Annotated in this window: 15 protein-coding genes and 2 pseudogenes; 8 read left to right on the top strand and 9 right to left on the bottom strand. The window is 58.4% G+C overall.

Features of this window, described 5'->3' with window-relative positions; genetic code table 11:
* Positions 1 to 89: 89 nt before the first annotated feature.
* The 3 genes from FJ145_01750 to FJ145_01740 all read right to left on the bottom strand — a co-directional run bounded on the left by FJ145_01750 (position 90) and on the right by FJ145_01740 (position 3,229).
* Positions 90 to 1,226, bottom strand: coding sequence for an aminopeptidase P family protein (locus FJ145_01750; protein ID MBM4260141.1), 1,137 nt, complete (start codon positions 1,224 to 1,226; stop codon positions 90 to 92).
* 137 nt (positions 1,227 to 1,363) lie between these two features.
* Positions 1,364 to 2,071 carry an isochorismatase family protein gene (locus FJ145_01745; GenBank protein MBM4260140.1) on the bottom strand — a complete coding sequence of 236 codons (708 nt, stop codon included), beginning with the start codon at positions 2,069 to 2,071 and terminating at the stop codon, positions 1,364 to 1,366.
* 90 nt (positions 2,072 to 2,161) lie between these two features.
* On the bottom strand, positions 2,162 to 3,229 hold the full coding sequence (locus FJ145_01740; GenBank protein MBM4260139.1) for an ornithine cyclodeaminase family protein: 1,068 nt from the start codon (positions 3,227 to 3,229) through the stop codon (positions 2,162 to 2,164).
* Positions 3,230 to 3,396: 167 nt separating this feature from the next.
* Here FJ145_01740 and FJ145_01735 point away from each other — a divergent pair.
* From FJ145_01735 to hrpB, 3 genes and pseudogenes are all read left to right on the top strand, one after another.
* Positions 3,397 to 4,520 (top strand): annotated as a pseudogene (locus tag FJ145_01735) (DUF475 domain-containing protein).
* Between the two features lie 148 nt (positions 4,521 to 4,668).
* On the top strand, positions 4,669 to 5,859 hold the full coding sequence (locus tag FJ145_01730; GenBank protein MBM4260138.1) for a DUF763 domain-containing protein: 1,191 nt from the start codon (positions 4,669 to 4,671) through the stop codon (positions 5,857 to 5,859).
* Between the two features lie 8 nt (positions 5,860 to 5,867).
* Entirely contained in the window at positions 5,868 to 8,405 is a 2,538-nt protein-coding gene (gene hrpB, locus FJ145_01725; GenBank protein MBM4260137.1) for an ATP-dependent helicase HrpB, read from the top strand.
* Between the two features lie 50 nt (positions 8,406 to 8,455).
* Here hrpB and FJ145_01720 read toward each other — a convergent pair whose 3' ends face one another.
* The 5 genes and pseudogenes from FJ145_01720 to FJ145_01700 all read right to left on the bottom strand — a co-directional run bounded on the left by FJ145_01720 (position 8,456) and on the right by FJ145_01700 (position 14,020).
* The gene (locus tag FJ145_01720) at positions 8,456 to 9,142 is read right to left on the bottom strand and encodes an HTTM domain-containing protein (protein MBM4260136.1); all 687 of its coding nucleotides are present in this window, start codon (positions 9,140 to 9,142) and stop codon (positions 8,456 to 8,458) included.
* The gene (locus FJ145_01715; GenBank protein ID MBM4260135.1) at positions 9,139 to 9,573 is read right to left on the bottom strand and encodes a hypothetical protein; all 435 of its coding nucleotides are present in this window, start codon (positions 9,571 to 9,573) and stop codon (positions 9,139 to 9,141) included. Before FJ145_01715 ends, FJ145_01720 begins: the two co-directional genes overlap by 4 nt.
* A 7-nt stretch (positions 9,574 to 9,580) precedes the next feature.
* Positions 9,581 to 10,569, bottom strand: a pseudogene (locus FJ145_01710) (DUF808 domain-containing protein).
* Between the two features lie 104 nt (positions 10,570 to 10,673).
* A complete protein-coding gene (locus FJ145_01705; protein ID MBM4260134.1) occupies positions 10,674 to 12,356 on the bottom strand; it encodes an amidohydrolase family protein in 1,683 nt (560 codons plus the stop codon).
* Positions 12,357 to 12,430: 74 nt separating this feature from the next.
* Positions 12,431 to 14,020 (bottom strand): D-aminoacylase, encoded by a 1,590-nt coding sequence (locus FJ145_01700; protein MBM4260133.1) that lies wholly within the window; start codon positions 14,018 to 14,020, stop codon positions 12,431 to 12,433.
* Between the two features lie 71 nt (positions 14,021 to 14,091).
* On the opposite strand from FJ145_01700, the gene FJ145_01695 reads away from it, so the two are divergent.
* Positions 14,092 to 14,646, top strand: a complete 555-nt coding sequence (locus tag FJ145_01695) for a hypothetical protein (GenBank protein MBM4260132.1) — start codon at positions 14,092 to 14,094, stop codon at positions 14,644 to 14,646.
* Between the two features lie 19 nt (positions 14,647 to 14,665).
* Here the strand turns inward: FJ145_01695 and FJ145_01690 are convergent, their stop codons facing one another.
* Positions 14,666 to 15,349 carry a leucyl/phenylalanyl-tRNA--protein transferase gene (locus FJ145_01690; GenBank protein ID MBM4260131.1) on the bottom strand — a complete coding sequence of 228 codons (684 nt, stop codon included), beginning with the start codon at positions 15,347 to 15,349 and terminating at the stop codon, positions 14,666 to 14,668.
* 97 nt (positions 15,350 to 15,446) lie between these two features.
* Between FJ145_01690 and FJ145_01685 the strand changes: the two genes are divergently transcribed.
* The 4 genes from FJ145_01685 to FJ145_01670 all read left to right on the top strand — a co-directional run bounded on the left by FJ145_01685 (position 15,447) and on the right by FJ145_01670 (position 19,194).
* Complete coding sequence (locus FJ145_01685) at positions 15,447 to 15,815, top strand: VOC family protein (protein MBM4260130.1); 369 nt, start codon at positions 15,447 to 15,449, stop codon at positions 15,813 to 15,815.
* Positions 15,816 to 15,895: 80 nt separating this feature from the next.
* On the top strand, positions 15,896 to 16,201 hold the full coding sequence (locus FJ145_01680) for a hypothetical protein (GenBank protein ID MBM4260129.1): 306 nt from the start codon (positions 15,896 to 15,898) through the stop codon (positions 16,199 to 16,201).
* A 35-nt stretch (positions 16,202 to 16,236) separates the two neighbouring features.
* A complete protein-coding gene (locus FJ145_01675; protein ID MBM4260128.1) occupies positions 16,237 to 18,186 on the top strand; it encodes a tetratricopeptide repeat protein in 1,950 nt (649 codons plus the stop codon).
* Between the two features lie 24 nt (positions 18,187 to 18,210).
* Complete coding sequence (locus tag FJ145_01670) at positions 18,211 to 19,194, top strand: zinc-dependent alcohol dehydrogenase family protein (GenBank protein MBM4260127.1); 984 nt, start codon at positions 18,211 to 18,213, stop codon at positions 19,192 to 19,194.
* Positions 19,195 to 19,198 lie beyond the last annotated feature (4 nt).

Here is a 19,198-nt window from a genome sequence, read left to right as displayed (position 1 = left end):
GATTTTTCTCGCGCTGAGGCGCGGAGGGCGCAGAGTTCGGGGCGCGGGCGCGCCAGCCGGTCGCCCCCACAACAGCCGTTGTTGAGCAATTATTTGATCACGTCTAGGCGGCGGCAACCCGTGGTTAGGAATTCCTGCCCCTTTTCCGTTATCAATACGTCTTCTTCCAAATGCACGGCGCTGGTTTTCGAGCGCACTTTGGGCTCCAACGCGAGCACCATTCCTGGCCGGTAAACTTCGGTTTCGACTTCGTTTAGCGACGGCGGCTCGGCGCGCGACATGCCTAATCCGTGGCCGATGCGCTTTGGGCTGTCGACGGCTTCATAGCCACGCTTAACTAGTTCACGATTCGCCACGCGCGAGACTTCGGCGAGCGGGGTGCCGAGCTTCATCGACTCAAAGCAGAGATCAATAACGTCGCAGGCGGTTTCGTGGTCTTTTTTGTGCTCTTCGGTCGGTGCGCCGAAGATCGCCATTCTCGTAATGTCGCCGTAGTAGCCTTCGTAGCAGGCGCCGAAGTCGGCGATCATGCGGTCGCCCTTTTTGTAGACGCGGTCGTCGTAGCGGGTCGACGAGTTCAACATTAGAAATCCCGGATGGCGCGGATGGGCGCCTTCTTCGATCATCGAGATGTACAAGTTGTCGGCGACTTCGCGGCGCGTCATGCCCGGTTTGAGTTTCGGCAAACAGCGGTCGTAGGCTTTGACGGAAATCTCACAGGCCTTGCGCATGAACTCAATTTCACGAGCGCTTTTAATGGTGCGCAATTCGTTCAACGCGGCGCTGCCATCTTTGATCTGCGCTTTGGGGAGAGCTTCGGTGAGGCCGGAAAGATAGTTAACGGGAATGCCCAGCCGTTGATCGTCGCCCAACTCGAAGCCGAGCTTGGACTCACCTAAGCCCATTTCTTTGATCGACGCCGCAATCATTTCCTGCGGGAACGGCACGTCGGTGTAGGAGCGCACTTCGCCGACCCAGGGCAGAGCCTTGGCCTTGGCTTTATCGTTGCCGTAGACGATCAGGAGCGGCTTGCCGGTTTTCGGCAGGATGCAAATCTGCGGGCGTTGGATGTGATCGAGCTGGTAGCTGATCAGGCCGCTGAAGTACCAGTAGTTGTTTTTCTCGGAGACCACCAGCGCGTCGAGGCCGTCGCGCTGCATCAGCGCTTGGGCGCGGGCGTAGCGGTCTGAATATTCTTGATCGACGAAAGGGGATTCGGTTGCCATGAGGGTCTTCTCCTTACAACTCGGCGGTCGTAGCCGAGTCGAAGAACTGATTACACCACGAAGAACACGAAGTTCGGAAAATTGCTCGTCTGAAACCTTCGTGCACTTCGAGTCCTTCGTGGTGAGTGATTATTCGGTTAGCTCGCCAGTGTCTTTCGGCCTTCCATCCGTTTGATCTTGCCGACGTAGTCGAGCGCTTCGGAGAGCTGGATGACCGAAGCGTATTTGGCGTTCATCTCGAAGAGGTTGACCAAGTGCGATGTGCGCGAGCGATCGAAGATGCATTCTTCAACCGGAAATACCGGATAGCCATACGAATATCCATCGAGCACCGTGCCGCGCACGCAGCCGCAGGTGCTGGTGCCGGCAATTAGTAATGTGTCGATGTTTTTGCGCACGAGATAGGTGATCAAGTGCGTGCCAAAGAACGCGCTGGCTCTGGCTTTGCGCACGATGAATTCATCGTCGCGCGGCTTGATCATCTCGGGAAATTCGACAGCGAGCTTTTCAAAATCGGTCTTGTCCGTGCCGCGCTTCGTCGCGTTGCCGAAGGCCGCTTTGAATTCCGGATCGCTGGTCGAATAGACCACCGGAATCTGCGCGTCGCGGCAGGCATGCAGCAATTCTTTGATCTTCGGCAGCGCGTCCCAGGCGACTTGACCGCAGCTCGTCGGGAATTCATCGATGGCTTCCATCACCGGCATCGGTTTGGTGCCAGTGAAACCGGTGATGACGTCGATGATGATCAGCGCCGGGTTGATGCCGAACTTTTCTTTGCCCTTGTAGCCGGCCTTGTCGTAAACGCGTCGTTCTTCTTCAGGTATGAAAACTTCCCAATCGCGCATAACCTTGCTCCTTCTTAACTCTAGTCGCTTCGCTCAATGAGCAGTGATCCGAATTTTCCGTTTTCCGTTTTCCGCTTTCATGATTTCCTTTTACGGTGAGAACAACTTATCGCCGCGCTGGGTCATAAACAATTCCAGCGGCAGCTCGGCGCCGATGCCTTTTGCCTTGGCTTTTTCATACATCAAGCGCGCCGTCGCTGCGAACTGGATGCCCATGCCGGTGTTGTTCTTAAAAAAGGTGATCTCTTTTTCGCTTTCGCGGCCGCGGCATTTGCCGTTCAACAATTCTCCTAACTCGTGTAGGTCTTCGGCTTTGACCAAGCCACGTTCCAGCCGGTCGTGAAACTCGGCCTGTTTGTCGAGAAAGATTTGCGGTTTGTAACCAACGACGATCAAGTTCGATTTCATTACCGCTTCGTCGTCGAGCTCTTTGCGCGGCAAAAAGCCGTCGCCGCCGACGATGCTGTTTAAGTGCATGCCCGGCTCAACCCATTTGCCCTGGATGACCGGATCGACGGTGTTGGTCGCCGCCGTGACGATGTCGCTGCCGCGGATCGCGTCTTCGGCGGAATTCACCGCGACCACTTCGATGCCGGTTTCAGCGCTCAGCTCTTTGGCGAACTTTTCCCGATTGGCTTTCGTCGGGCTGAAGACTTTGACTTTAGTTAGATTCCTGACGCAGGCGTGGGCGGTGACTTGAGTTTTCGCTTGCTCACCGGAGCCGAGCAGCGCCATGACTTTTGCGTCTTTGCGGGCGAGATACTTGCTCGCCACCGCGCTGGTGGCGCCGACGCGCAGCGTCGAGATGAAATGATCGTCCATGATCGCCAAAATATTGCAGGTATCCATGTCGAAGAGCATCACCAGTCCGATGAAGTCGCCCGGGTAAACGCGCCGTTTGCTGCCTTCGACCTGAATCTCTTTGGAAAAGCTCGAGTCGATGCGCAGCGCCATCGACTTCATGCCCGGCACTAAGCCCATTATATTGTTGAAATAGTATTGGCCGCCTTCTTCTTTCCAGGGCGTGCGCAGCCGCGCGCGCGGCGCGATCATCGCCTTGCCGGCACCCAATTCTACAAATGCCTGCTCGATGGCGGCGATCTCCTCGTTCATGGGCACGAGGTTTTCCATCTGATCATTCTTGAGGACTAGGACCACGGTACAACTCCTATGCCTATGTGACTGCGTACAACATAGGCATTGGAGGAGTCAACAGGACAGCAGCAATATACACATCCCCGGGACCCGTTGGTTGCTGCGACGCTAGCGCGCCTCGGACTTGCAAAGCCCGATCACGTTATGCAAGAGTGTGCTGAGCTTTACATATGGGTTACTTTCGTCATTCGTTTGTCGTTACGTTTGCCGGTTTGGTGGCTGGCGGGTTCATTGGTTGGAGTACAAGCCATAGTTGGACCCACGCTCTGTCGGTGGTCTTCATCGTCGCCGTGCTCGCGATCCTTGAAGTCTCGCTGTCGTTCGACAACGCCGTCGTCAACGCGGTGGTTCTAAAAAAATGACGCCGGTGTGGCGGCGGCGCTTTATCACGTGGGGCATCGCCATCGCCGTGTTCGGCATGCGCATTGTTTTTCCGCTGCTCATTGTCGCCATCATCATCCACAGCGATCCGGTCTCTGCGTTGGTGCTCGCCGCCACGGATCCCGACCGATACTCTAAGATTTTGACCAGCGCCCATGTTTCGGTATCCGCATTCGGCGGCGCGTTTCTCGCAATGGTTGGGCTCAAACACTTCTTCAACCGAGAAAAAGATGTGCATTGGATTGGCATCATTGAGCGCCCGCTCACCAAGCTTGGGCGGATCGAGGCGGTAGAATTGGGGCTGGTGTTGCTCTTGCTCTACTATATTTCCACCAAATTGGCCGGCGCCGAGAGCATGGAATTCATGATCGCCGGCATCTTCGGTTTGATAACGTATATCGCCGTCGATGGCGTTTCCGCCCTGCTGAACGTCGAGTCCGCGGTCACCGGCAAGGTGGCCCAGTCGGGCGCCGCCTCGTTTCTCTATTTGGAAGTTCTCGACGCCAGTTTCAGTTTTGACGGTGTCATCGGTGCCTTTGCGTTGTCGAACAATCTTTTCATCATCGCCATCGGCCTGGCCATTGGCGCCATGTTTGTCCGCAGCCTGACGATCATGCTGGTTGAGAAAGAAACCTTGGCTTCCTATCGCTATCTCGAACATGGCGCCTTTTACGCGATCATCGCGTTGGCGGTCATGATGTTTTTGGGCACGGTGCACCATATTCCGGAAGCGGTCACCGGTTTGATCGGCGCCGCGTTTATCGTCACTGCGTTTTGGGATTCGATTCGCTACAACCGCCGCGCCGCCGCTGCCAATCAGCTCGCCGATAGCTTGGCCGACCCGCTCGACTCGTTTCCAACTACGAATCCAGTGGATGCGCCACATTCGACGGAAACCAGCCGGCGGGAATAAGATTTGTCTCGCGCAGAGGCGCAGAGGCCGCAGAGTAAAAGACACAAATAGTTTTCTCCGAACTTTGCGCCCTTTGCGTCTTTGCGCAAGGTGTTCCGAATCTGCCGGCCGGCTGTCGCAACCCACGATTTATCTATACAATCACGGCATGAATCGCTCCGGGACCGCCGATCTGCCGCTGCATGGCGGCCGCGTGCCGCCGTGGCTCGCGGAGCGCATGACCAAGCTCGGCACGGCAATCACCGAGGCGATCGTCGCGGATTACGGCACTTCAGCGTTTCTCTCACGCCTTAGCGATCCCTTTTGGTTTCAAGCCTTCGGTGCCGTCATGGGGATGGATTGGCATTCGTCCGGTATCACCACTTCGGTCATGGGCGCGCTCAAGCGCGGCCTGGCGCCGCGTGCGCAGGAGCTTGGTCTTTTCATCTGCGGCGGGCGTGGCAGGTTCTCACGCAACACACCGCAGGAGTTGCTGACGGTTGCCGAGCGGCACGGGCTTGACGGCAATACGCTGGTGCGCACTAGCCGATTGACCGCGCGGGTCGACAACAATGCGATTGCCGATGGGTTCCAGATTTATCTGCACAGTTTCGTGGTAACGGCGAGCGGCGAATGGGCGGTGGTGCAGCAAGGTTTGAACGATCATAGCGGCATGGCGCGGCGCTATCATTGGCACTCGGCTACGGTGCGTGATTTCGTCGCGGAACCGCACAGCGCCATCGTCGGTGAGAACCAGGGCGTGATCATGAATCTCGTCGACACCCACGCCAAACCGGCGCAGCACGCATTATTGGAAATCGCCCAGGAAAAGCCGGCTAAGATTCTCAACGAAGCGCGTCATTTAACTATGCCGGCGCATCACGATGTCCGCGCCGCGAACGTCGATCTCAAGCGCCTGGGCGCTGTGCTGGCCGTCGCCTACGAGCGCGACCTGCACGATTTCGCCGAGCTGTTGCTCGTGGAAAAGCTTGGCCCGCGCACCCTGCAGTCGTTGGCACTGATCGCCGAAGTCGTGCACGGCGCGCCGAGCCGATTCAGCGATCCGGCGCGCTTCTCGTTTGCCCATGGCGGCAAGGACGGCCATCCGTTTCCGGTGCCGCTAAAGACCTACGATCGTTCGCTGCAATATCTGCGCAGCGCGCTCGACAAAGCCAAGCTCGGCGATCGTGATAAGCTTGGCGGCTTTCAAAGATTAGATCGTTTCGTTCAGACGATTGAAACCGATCTACAGCCGCGAGCGGACTTCGCCGCCGTCGTGGCTCACGAAAAAGCCATCTCGCCGGCTCTCGGTGGCCGCACCGTGTTTGACGATAAACCCAAGCAGCTCCGCCTGTTCTAGCCCAGTCAATGTCAAAGCCGGATTTTACCATCTACGAAATCGAGCAGCGCTTGCTCGAAGTTGTCAAAGCGCAAAAGCGCTTGGTGCTTACCGCGCCCACCGGGTCGGGCAAGTCGACGCAAGTGCCGCAGATGCTCCTCGACGGCGGTTTGTTGGGCGACGGTCAAGTCGCTATCCTGCAACCGCGCCGTTTGCCGACGCGACTGCTGGCCACTTGGGTGGCGCAAACGCGCAACGTCAAGCTGGGCGGCGAAGTGGGTTATCAGATGCGCTTGGACAACGTCGCATCGGCGGCGACGCGCATCTGCTATGTCACAGAAGGGGTGCTGTTGCGGCGCATGCTCGCCGATCCGACGTTGAAAGGGATCAGCGCAATTCTGTTCGACGAATTTCATGAGCGTCATCTTTATGGCGACATCACCCTGGCGCGGGCGCTGCAGATTCAGGCAGCGACGCGGCCCGATCTTGTCATCGTCGTGATGTCAGCGACGCTTGAGGTCGCGAGCGTCGAGAAATATTTGCAGCCTTGCGCGGTGCTGTCATCGGCGGGGCGCGCTTTCCCGGTCGAGGTGGACTATCTTGCCAACCCCGCCGGCGATCGGCCGGTTTGGGAAAATGCCGTTAGAGAATTGCAGCGCCTGGTGCGCGAACATCCCGAGGGCGATGCGCTGATTTTCATGCCCGGGGCTTACGAAATCGCCCGCACTGTGCAAGCGGCGCAGAGTGCATTAGGTCCCCAGTTCGTTGTCTTTCCGTTGCACGGCGAGTTGCCGCCACGAGAACAGGATGCGGCGGTGGCGCGCTACGATAAGCGCAAAGTCGTCGTTGCCACCAACGTCGCCGAAACTTCGCTCACCATCGACGGCGTGCGCTTGGTGATCGACAGCGGTTTGGCGCGCATACCGCGCTTCGATCCGCACCGCGGCATCAACACATTGCTCATCGAAAAAATCAGCCGCGCCGCTGCCGATCAGCGCGCCGGCCGCGCCGGCCGCACCGCGCCCGGTCGTTGCCTGCGTTTATGGACGGCCCATGAGCAGAGCGGCCGCGCGGCGCAGGAGATATCCGAAGTCAAACGGTTGGATCTTGCCGAGGTTGTTTTGACGCTCAAGGCGAGCGGCGTCACCGACGTTAGATCGTTTCGTTGGCTGGAAGCGCCCGAGCCACGGGCGCTGGAGCGCGCCGAGACGCTGCTGAACGATCTGGACGCAGTAGATGAAAGCAGCGGCGAGATCACCGCTCTCGGTCGCCGCATGCTCGCTTTTCCGGCCCATCCACGCTACGCGCGCATGCTGCTGGCGGCGCGAGAATACGGCTGCGTTCGTCAGGTGGCGTTGATTGCCGCATTGACGCAAGGCCGCGACTTGCTGGCGCGCCGACCGAACGATGAGACCAGCGAAGCCCGGGATGAAATTTTCGCGCACGAAGTAGAATCCGATTTTTTTGTCCTGATGCGCGCCTGGCGCTACGCCCAGCGGCATGACTTCAATGCCGAGCGCTGCCGACGCGTCGGCATCAATGCTCAAGCAGCGCGACAGGTCGGCCCGCTATTCGAGCAATTTCTCCGCGTCGCCGACGAGGAGGGCCTGGACACCAAAGAAAAATCCGCCGCCAATGACGCCGTGCAGCGCTGCATCTTGCTTGGCTTTCCCGATCAGTTGGCCAAGCGAATCGACCACGGCCCGCGCTGCGCTCTCGTGCACAACCGAGGTGGCACGCTGGCGCGCGAAAGCGTGGTTAAGGCTCCGCTCTTTGTCGTCTCGGAAGTACGCGAGGTGCAAAGTGGCGCCAGCGGCGAGCGCAATTTGAACGTCATGCTCAATCTCGCCACGGCGGTCAAGCAAGAATGGCTGCAGGAGCTGTTTCCCAGCCATATCGAACAAACGCGCGCGGTGGCGCTCGACCCTGTCACGCGCCGCGTGGTTGGCCGGCAAGAGACTCGTTTTCGCGATTTGGTGCTGGAGCAGAAGCCTGGCGCCGATCCCTCAGTGGATGACGCAGCGGCGTTGCTTGCCGGTGAAATTGCCGCGGGTCGCTGTCAATTGGAACATTGGGACGACGCGGTTGAAGACTGGATCTTGCGCGTCAATCGTTTGCGCGAGTGGATGGCGGAATTGGAGCTCCCCGCCATCGGCGCGGAAGATCGCTGCATCATGATCGAGCACGTCTGCCACGGCGCGTTCAGTTACGGCGAAGTCCGCAATCGCCCCGTGCTGTCGGTCGTGAAATCCTGGCTATCGCACCAACAGCAGCGTTGGGTCGACGAATACGCGCCCGAGCGCATCGAGCTGCCGCGCGGCCGCAAAGTCAAAGTCGACTATTCGCCGGATGCACCGCCAACCATCGCTGCGCGCATTCAAGATCTCTACGGCATCAAAGACGGAATCTGGATCGCCCAGCGCCGCGTGCCGCTGCGCATCCAAGTGCTGGCGCCGAGCAATCGCCCGGTGCAAGTGACCGAGAATCTTGCCGACTTCTGGCGCAACACCTACCCGCAATTAAAAAATCAACTGCAGCGCCGCTATCCCAAACACGAATGGCGTTAACCAGTTTTAGAGTTAGTTGGGCCGGTGCAGGGGCGACCGGTTGGTCGCCCTCATCCGCCGAACACCCGTTGTTGAAACCAGATCAGACAAGGATAGGCCGCAATCCAGCTCCAGAGAAAGCGATTGAGGCCGAAGATACCGCCGTTGATCAGATGAAACAGCGCTGCCAGTGACAACACGGCCATTAACCCCGTGGCGTTGAGCAACCCCAGCGGAAAAAGAATTTCAAATAGCATCATCGTCCAGGACAACCCGAACAACAGCCTTGGGGAGCCTGCCCAGGCGCGGATGCTTTCGCTGACTGGATAAACAGAAAATTCAAAGACGTCTTTCAGGGCCTGGCCGCTGCGCCAGTCGGGATTGGCAAGTTTCACCCACCCGGCGATTGTGTACGACGGCAGCAACTGCACTGACAAATAGCCAAGGGCGATTTCTTGCCAATGTGGCGTCGGCGCCAGATGCGATAGCAGTAAACAGATCAACAGCAACAAACTCATGCGATCGCTGCCGCCGTTGTAGGGGCCGTCGAAGCGATGGAGAATCGCTAGACTCAAAAGCAGCATCGCGCCTAGCGCCCAGCTTGGTTGCAAACCAATCAATAACAAAAGTGCCAGCGCTAACCGCGTGGCAAACAACCAGCGCTCGGTTCCAGGTGCGGATAGATGCTCGATACTCTGCTGTATGAAAGCGAGCGCCAAGAGCATCTCGCTCCAGCGCACGGCGATTTCCAGGCTCATGGCGACGGCGCCAATCGCGCTGCCGTCGAGGTGAACATGACGCGCTCGGTGACGCGTCCTGTCTGGCGTTTGAGGATAAGGATTCGAAAGCGCACAAAGCGCGCTTGGGCCGGGGCCCACCCTATCTCGCCGCTCTCGATCGCGGTGGTAATGCGGCGCAGAATCTCTTCTTCGCGAAATCGCGAGGGTTGTTCGAGCAACCGCTCGGCGCAGGTGACCATGTACAACGACTCGTTCCAGCGCGGGTTATGAAAAAGCCGGCGGATCATGGCGCCCAGGGAAAGACGATCGGGATGGGGGCGAAAGCTGTGCCAACTGGGCTCAGGCTCATCGTGGTGATCAAGCAAGGCGAACTGGATGCGCGGTGACGGCGCGATGGTGTCGAAAAAGCGCCAGGACGGCAGCAGCGCCGGCAGCAGCAACCGAAACATGATCCGTCTAAGCGTGCGGCTTGGCCGGGCGCAACAGTTTTGTGACCGCGACTACCACCGCAACCAGGATCGCGCCGGCGATCACGCCCACCAACGCGTCCAACAATGTTGGCAGCACCGCGCCCAAGAAACTGCCGGCGCCGTGGGCGATGCGCTCGATCCATTCATGGGCGCCCGGGATGCCGTGGGTTAGGATGCCGCCGCCGACCATGAACATCGCCGCGGTGCCAACCACCGAAAGGGTTTTCATCAGCCAAGGCGCCAAACTTAAGAGTGCCGAGCGATCGCCCGTTGCCATTGGGACCAAACGCCGCTGCCGGGTTTTTGGCTCAGGTGCAGTCCGGCGTCGTCGAGCTTGACGATAGCGGCGACGAGGCCGTAAACGCCAACGGTCATGAGCAGTGCGATGGCCACCAAAACCGCCACCTGTTTGCCAAAATCAGCGTGCGCCACCGTGCCCAGCGCGATGACGATGATCTCGGCGGAAAGAATGAAATCGGTGCGAATGGCGCCTTTGATTTTTTGCTTCTCGACGGCCACCATATCGCGTGCCGGGTCGACGAGCGCATCCAAATGTTCCTTGTGATGCGCCTCATCGTCGGCGTCGTGCAAAAATTTGTGGGCGATTTTTTCAAAGCCCTCGTAGCAAAGATAGGCCCCGCCGAGCATCAACAACGGCGTGATCGCCCATGGGACAAACACGCTGATCGCCAGTGCTGCCGGCACCAGGATCACCTTGTTGATCAGCGAACCCTTGGCGACGGCCCAGACCACCGGCAATTCTCGGTCGGTGTGGACGCCGGCGACCTGGTTGGCGTTTAACGCCAAGTCATCACCCAAGACGCCCGCGGTCTTTTTCGCGGCGACCTTGCTCATGGCCGCGACGTCATCGATGACGCCGGCAGTTTTCTTGGCGGCGGTCTTGCTCATCACCGCTACGTCGTCGAGGATCGATGCGATATCATCGATCAATGCTAAGAGGCTGCTTCCTGCCACGAATTGCTCCTAGGCAAAAAAGAGGGCGGGTTTAACACCCGCCCCTACCAAGTTTCCGAACTCTGCACTGCGTCTCTGCGCGAGATTTTTCCGAGATCGTTCCCTTACGCTTGGTACGCGCCGCTGCGCAGCACGTCGCCAGCCATTTCACCGCGCATTTTGCCGTCTTCGAAAACGACTTTTCCATTGACGATCGTGTAGTGCACGCCCTCGGAGCGCTGGATGAAGCGCTTGGTTGCCGCGGGATAATCTTCCGCCCACTCCGGCGCGCAGGCCTTGATCGTCTTGGGATCGAAGATCGTCACATCGGCGTGGTAGCCCGGGCGCAGCAGGCCGCGCCCTTCGATGCCCCAGATCGACGCGACGTGAAACGTCAGCTTGTGAATGGCGTGTTCCAGCGCAATCATCTGGCGGTCGCGCACCCACATGCCAAGCAGCGTCGTGCAGTAGCCGAAATCGGCGCCAAACTGCACATGCGCCCCGGCGTCGGAGGTGCCGATGACTACGTAGGGGCTCTTCATGATCGTGCTCATCGCTTCGGGGTTGAAGCCGCGGTTGGTCGTCTCGAACATGGTTTCGAGATTTTCTTCCAAGGACAAATCCAGGAACGCGTCGAGCGAATCTTGATTTCTCGCCGCGGCGACTTCGGCAACGCTCTTGCCGACGTATTTCTGATTTTCCGTCTTGGCGGCTTTCTCGACAAACACGCGGCCCCAGTTGCGGTGATATGATACCGAGCGCGGCTCAGCCATGTCGTCGCGCATCTTCTGCCGCGTGGCTGGGTCGGCGAACGCCTGTTTGCGCGCCGGCTCGGGCCGGAACATCAGATTTTTCCAGACTGGGAACTCGTCAAAAATCTGCGCGTCCTTCATGCTGAAGTGGCGCATCAGCGGCACGGTGTGGGTCAAACCATAGGCTTGGTAACCCTCGGCAAAAGTCTTGGCGATGCCGCTCAGCATGTTTTGCCACAGCTCCGGCTCGCTCTCTTTGTACTGCACGCTCTGCCAAACGATCGGCCGGCGCACGCGCCGGGCCAGCTCGTCGTATTGTGGAATCTGCTCGACGCAGTGGCGACCCATGTTCATTTGAATCACCCCGGCGTTGGATTGGCTGACGACTTCGCACAGCGCGAACAGCTCGTGATCATCGGCTAGCCGACTCGGCACCGGCAGGCCATCTTCGCGCATGTGGCGCTCGTTGCGATTGGTCGAGAGGCCAAACGAGCCGGCGCGCATCGCCTCGCCGACCGCTCCGCGCATTTTCTGCACTTCGCTATCCGTTGCCTTGCGCTGCGTGGACTCCTCGCCCATGACGAACTGGCGCACCGCGATGTGGCCGACGATGCCACCGACATTGATGCCGATGTTGCCTTCGAGCTTGTTTAAATATTCACCATAGCTCTTCCAGCCCCAGGGCACGCCTTTTTCTAGAGCGACACGCGGGATCGCTTCGACGCGCACGAAACTTTTCACGATGGCATCTTCATCGCCGTTTTTTACAGGCGCTAGCGCCAAACCGCAGTTGCCCATAATGATCGAAGTCACGCCATGCTGCGGCTCGCAGGTGCCAAACGGGTCCCAGAGAATCTGCCCGTCCATGTGGGTGTGATGATCGATAAAACCAGGAGAAACGACGAAACCACTCGCATCGATGGTCCGCTTGGCCGTGCCGTTCAATCGCCCCACATCGACAATCTTGCCGTCTCGAATGCCAACGTCGGCAACAAACGACGGCAGCCCCGAACCATCGACCACACGCCCATTCTTAATCAGTAAATCGTAATCCATCGTCCCTCCAAGCAGCGAATCTCCGGTCTGAAAAAATCTCGAATCTGCAATTTGGAATCTGAAATCGCATCGCGCTACGCGACACGCCCCGGTCCGTAGATCGCCCGCCCCGGCCGCGCCCCGGTGTGATGGCCATTTTCTATGACGACTGTGCCATTGACCAGCACATAATCAATTCCCTTCGGATACTGCTTCGGTTCGTCATAGGTGGCGCGATCGGCGACAGTATCGGGATCGAACAACACAACGTCCGCCCAGTACCCTTCTCTCAACAAACCGCGATCCTTGAGCCCCAACACCTGCGCCGGCAGCGAAGTCATCTTACGCACCGCGTCTTCTACGGTCAAAACTTTTTCATCGCGGGTGTATTTGCCAAGCACTCGGGGATTGGTGCCAAAGCTGCGCGGGTGGGGCTTTCCGGGAAATTTCTGATTCAAGGCGCTGCCATCGGAACCAATCGATATCCACGGCATGCGCATAACGGTCTTCACGTCGTCTTCGTTCATGGTGTGGTGCACGCCGTGAATGAAGCTGCCCTCTTCGTGGATGAGATCGAAGCAGGTCGACACCGGATCGCTCTCACGGATCTTGGCGATCTCGGCGATGGTCATCCCTTCGAACTTTTTGATCTTTTCGCCGTCCATGCGCGCCGCGACGATGCCTTCCCAGCCGCCATGCTCATCGACGTACTGGTTGAACTCGGGATCACTGACGACTCGGGCACGGTAGTCGGGATTTTTGAATTGACTGATGGTCTCCTGCACCGGTGCGTCCTGCACCCAGCGCGGAAATAGCCGGCGCCACGGGTGCTGCATCGCGGTATAGGGATACTGATTGGCGGTGATCTCCAAGCCTTCGCCCCGCGCTTCTTCCAATTGTTGAATCACCTGGCGAATCCGACCCCAGTTGGCCTTGGCGCGCATTTTCAAGTGATAGACATGCACGGGAATGCGCGACTCGCGCGCCACCCGCAGCATCTTGGCCAGCTCCTCCATCATGTCAAAGCCTTCGCTGCCGACATGCACGCCGTAGTAGCCGCCGTAGCGCTTGGCAACCTTGGCCATCTCGACGACTTCGCCGGGATACTCGGGTCCTTTGGCGTGCCATGCGGCGGTCAATCCGAGCGCGCCCTGTTCCATCGCATGCGCGACCAAGCGATTCATCTGCTCTTGCTCTGCGGCAGTCGCCGGCCGTTCTTTGAAGCCGCAGACCACGCGCTTAACCTGTTGCGGCGAAACGCCGGAGGCAAAATTGATTGACACGCCGCCGCGCATCACCCGATCGAAGTAGCCGGTAAAGTCGGTCCAGTCGGTTTCGATGAAATTGCGCTTGCGATGTTCGAGACGATACTCCTCCAGCACCTCGCCCGCCAACGGCGCGACGGTTTGGCTTTCGCCGATAATATCGAGCGTGACACCCTGGCGCACTTTGCTCTCGGCGTTGCCGTCGTGAATGATCGGCTGGTCGCTGTGTGTGTGCATGTCGATGTAGCCGGGCGTGACGACGTAGCCCTTGGCGGAAATCGCTCGTTTGCCAGCCTCCGGCGCGATCTTGCCGATGGCCGCGATCTTGCCGTCTTTGATGCCAATATCGTTGTAGAACCAAGGGTTGCCGGTGCCGTCGATGACGCGCCCGCCGTGAATGACAAGATCGAATTCTTGCATGGCTTTTGCTCCTTGACGCCGCTATAGCATCCTCCGGTCGGTGCCGACAAGCAAGACAGCAAAATAGGATTGTGTTAGATAACCTCACCATGATCCGTCCCGAGTTTAGAACCATTCTACTCGACCAGCGCGGTGCCGCGGTCATTCTCTGGAGCATATTTACGGCGGCGGTGGGAATATACCTGTTCATCGCGCGCAGCATACTCGCCAACCCGAAATATGCTGCCGGGTTTGCCTTTGGCGAGAGCTTGCGGGTTGTGCTCTGGGCACTGGCCGCGGTCGATTTTGGCTACCTTTTCTGGTGGAAGCGCCAGTTTCTCAGCAATGAGGCGCTGCTCACACGGGAAAAACAATCGAAGCTATTGCGCGCCCTTGAAGCACATAAAGGCCCGGTGGAGCAACGCGCGGCCAGCGTGATCTCGACGTTTGTCACGCGCAAAGTTGTCGCGTTCGCGATCATCGAGGCGCTGGCGGTTTATGGTTTGGTTCTCGCCATTGTCGGCGCCTACAAGTTTGATCAGTATATTCTTTCGGGGCTGGCGCTGGCGCTATTCGCGTGCGAATTTCCGTTGCAGAAATCCTTCGCGGATCTACTGCAAAAGATTGAAACCAGCACAAAATCTTAAACCCCGCGCTCGCAACTCGCTACGCGCTGCGCCAGCGGCCGCGCCGCGTCGGATGTTTTAGGGCCTCTGTGAGTCGCTTCAAAAACACCCGTCGGGAAATCTCTTTCGCGCCTAAGCTCAGCAAATGCTCGGTCGTCATCTGCGCGTCGATGAGATGAAACTCCCATTCCTTCAATTGCTGCACTAGGGCGGCCAGGGCGACTTTGGATGCATCGGTCTTGAAATGGAACATCGACTCGCCGAAGAACGCTTTGCCCAGCGAGACACCGTAGAGGCCGCCGGCCAATTCATCGCCGACCCAGGTTTCTACTGAATGGGCATAGCCCAAACCGTGCAGATGCACATAGGCTTCTTGCATTTCATCGGTGATCCAGGTGCCGCTTTGAGTCGTGCGCGCCACCTGGGCGCAGGCATGGATGACCTCGGCGAAGGCGCGGTCGAAGGTGACGGTAAAAAGATTTTTGTTGATGGTTTTGCGCAGGCTGCGTGACAGGCGAAACTCGTCGAGGTTGAGCACCGTGCGCGGATCGGGCGACCACCAAAGGATTGGTTGATCGTCCGAATACCAGGGAAAAATTCCCGCGCGATAAGCTTCGAGTAAGCGCTCGCTCGACAGGTCGCCACCGACGGCGAGCAAACCGGTCGGATCAGCGGCATCCGCCGGTGGAAAGATCGGTTCTCGACTGAGTCGATAGATGGGCATTGTAGAAGATTACCCGCCAAGCGGTGTGTTCTTATATCCGAAGCTCGCTTGCAAAGACAGTCCCCGGCGGCTTATCCTTTGAGTTGAGGAAAACGTCATGTTCAAGCGCATCGATCACGTCGCCCTGCATGTTGCCGATCTCCATCGCTCGGTCCAATTCTACGAAAAGCATTTTGGTTTCAAACATTACTTTCAACAGACCGCCAGCGGCGGCTTGCAGATTGCCTATCTCAAATTGGGCGACACGGTCCTCGAATTGACGCATCACACCGACGGTGAGATGAAAGGGTTCCATTTTTGCCTCGAAACCGACAGCTTCGATGAAACGGTTGCGCAATTACAAAAGGACGGCGTCAAATTGATGCGCGCGCCGCACGACACCGCCGCGCGCGAGGCGCGCGAACAAGGTTGGCGCCGCGTCGTTTTCGGCGGCCCGGATGGGGAACAAATAGAACTAAGAGGATGAAGTAGGCACGAGCCGTGAGCCACGAGTCGCCAGTTCAGCCTCCTACTCGTGCCTCGCGACTCACGTCTCAGGGAGCCAACATGTCCAACGAAACCAAAACCATTCAAATCGCTTGCCCGTGCTGCGATGCCATGCTGACCATTGATTCAACTTTGGCGGTTGTGCTCGATCACAAGGCCGCGGTCAAGCCGTCGCCGGTGGCGCAGATCAAGGACGCAGTGTCCTTTGTCAAAGAGGAAGCCAACAAGCGCGAAGAAAAGTACAAGCAGGCAGTGGAGGCTGAGCGAAACAAATCCAAAGTACTCGAGGCGAAGTTTCAGGAACTTTTCAAGAAAGCCAAAGAGGAGCCGATTGAAAAACCATTGAAAGACATCGATCTCGACTAGCCGGAGGCTGTCAAATAACAGGTTCCGGGAGACCCATGCAGCTGATATATCGCGCCGCGTTTGTCTGTTCCTACTTTGTCTGCCTGCTCCTGCCGCAAATAACCTACTGCCAAGTTCTCAACGAAGAGGCCGAGAACCTGCTCAAGCGGGGGCGCCAGGCCTTGGAGCGCAACGCCATCAAAGAAGCGGCCGAGCATTTTCGCGCGGTGGTCAAACGCGCGCCGGATTCTTCTGTGGCGCACTACTATCGCGGCGAGGTCGCCGAGATGCTGGGTGAGCTGGACGAGGCGCTCGACGCTTACCGGCGTGCGGCGAGTTTGGTGCGCAATGATCAGAACTATCAAAAGCTCACCTCGTTGCTAGTGCGCATGGGACGGCGCGACGAGGGCATCAAAGAACTGCGCGGTCATCTCACGCGGGACGCGACGAGTGGGACTGCCGAAGCGCTCTTCGCCGTGCTCTTGGAAAGTGGTCAGCAGGAGGAGGCGCTGGCGCTTGCCCGCGAACGCAATTGGGTGCGCGAGGGAGCCGACTATTGCGGCTTACCGTTGAGCGGCGTTTCGCGTTTCACGCTTTCTTTGCTCGCGCTGGCGCTGCATCCAGAAAAGGCCGAATGCGTGCTGTCCTTGGGAGTTAGTCTCGCCGACAATGGGCAACTGAGCATGGCGCGTTTGATACTGAAAGGCGTGGCCGAGCGTGGCGATGAAAAAAACCGCGAACAAGTCAGCGCAATCATGCGAGTGCGGCTACCGAGTCATGAGGTGGGTGCGCAAGCGGAGGCTCTCAATGTTCTGGCTTATCGCTTGGCTACTCTGCACAAGCAGCCGGACCTTGCTATCGAAGTTTACGAGCGCGCAATAAAGCTCGATTCCAAATTTAGCTGGCCCTATATGAATCTGGCGCTGGTTTACCTGCAGCGCAACAACTTTGACGAAGCGCTGCGCTGGCTACGTGAAGCGGTAGCGGTCAACCCTAACCACTGGTTGGCTTTCCGGAACCTTGGCGGCGCGGCGCGGCGGGCGCGCCGTTATGACGAAGCCCTGGTGGCTTACACCCGCGCGGTGCAGCTCAACCCCGGTGACGCCGGCTCGGTGGCGGAGATTGGCCGCATCGCGGTCGCTTTCGGCCAGAGGGACGAAGGTATCAAAGCGTTGCAACACGCATTAGCGTTGAATCCTAAACTCGAAAGGGAGCGCGAATTCTTGAATGGGCTCGCCAACCGCGGCGAGACGATTGACAACGTGCTCGATGCATCGGGAATCCAGCGCAGCGCCGGCAAAATGGCCGGTGGCCTGCGCGACGGCTTCCGGCTTATTTTCGGCGCCACTGAAAAAGATGCGCCGATCGTAAATCCCGTGCTGGAGCAAGTGTTCCGTAGTGCCAACCTGTTGCGCCTGTTGACCGCGGCCTTGGACACCGACTTCGACTTCGACTTCGACTTCGATCGTTTGTCGCGCGTGTTGTCTTGGCTGCGCACGCCGCTCGGCGCCAAGGTAACCAAAATTGAAGAAGCTCACGCTGACGCGCCGCACGAAGTGATTCAGGAATACACCAGCAAGCTCAAGGGCAGCGCGGAAGAAGCCGAACGGGTCCGCCTGATGGCGCGCCTTGACGCTGCGCAGGAGTCCACCGAAGCACAGCTCGATATCATCTTCGCTTTCAAGCGCGGCATCGGCCGCGTGCTCAACCCGCTCATCGCCAGCGATCAACGGCTCAGTAAAGAGGACATGGCGCGCGAGCGTCTGGCTGCCAAAGGCGCCATCGAAACTTTGACCGCGGGCCGCTTCTTGTATATCTACCGAGATATTCCAGGCGGCGAGGTTCTCGACTACATAAAATTTTTAGAGACGCCGGACGGCCGCTGGTTTTCCAGCGTCATCCGTCGTGGTTTGAGTGACATGGGCGAGATACTCGCGGAAACTGCTAGCCGCGAGATTCTGATTCGCGCCAGCAATCAAGCCATTGTGCCGAAACAGTCGCTTTAAACTTTGTTCGCAAGTATGCCAGCCATGCGCGCGATGATGTTCGGCGCTCCCGGGCAAGTGCTGGTCGAATCGGAAATCGATATCCCCAAGCCGGCGCGCGGGCAGATTTTGATCCAAGTCAAAGCTTGCGCGGTCTGCCGCACCGACTTGCACGTCGTTGACGGCGAGTTAACGCAGCCCAAATTACCGCTCATTCCCGGTCACGAAATTATCGGCATGGTAGTTGCCACCGGCACGGGCACGGCGCGTTACCGCAACGGCGATCGCGTTGGCGTGCCGTGGTTAGGCTGGACGTGCGGCAGTTGTCTCTACTGTCAAACCGGCCAAGAGAATCTATGCGACGCAGCAAAGTTCACCGGCTACACGCTCGACGGTGGCTATGCGGAATATACGGTTGCCGACGAACGTTTTTGTTTGCCGATTCCCAAATCCTACAGCGATGCCGAAGCCGCACCGCTCTTGTGTGCCGGCTTGATCGGTTATCGAAGCTTAGTGAAAGCGGGTGAAGGCAAGCGGCTGGGCATCTATGGTTTCGGTGCCGCTGCCCACATCGTCGCACAGGTGGCACGGTATCAGGCGCGAGAAATCTACGCGTTCGCGCGCCCGGGCGATGAAGCGGCAAAACAGTTTGCGAGAGATCTCGGCGCGGTTTGGGCAGGTGGATCAGATGAACTGCCGCCGGAGAAACTCGACGCGGCGATCATCTTCGCGCCGGCAGGTGAATTGGTCCCGCAGGCGCTGCGCGCGGTGCGCAAAGGCGGCATGGTCGTCTGCGGCGGCATTCATATGAGCGACATTCCATCGTTCCCATATTCCATCCTATGGGAGGAACGCTCACTCTGCTCGGTGGCAAATCTCACGCGTCTTGATGGCGAGGAATTTATGGAGTTAGCACCGAAAGTGCCCGTTCACACAGAAGTGCAAACGTTTGCGTTGGAAGAGGCAAACGAGGCTTTGCACCGCTTGCGTACCGGGAAGATCCAAGGCGCTGCGGTGTTGGTGATGTAGATAA

This window comes from Deltaproteobacteria bacterium, from assembly GCA_016874755.1.
Lineage (GTDB): Bacteria > Desulfobacterota > Binatia > UBA9968 > UBA9968 > DP-20.
This window is presented reverse-complemented; position numbering and strand designations above follow the sequence as displayed.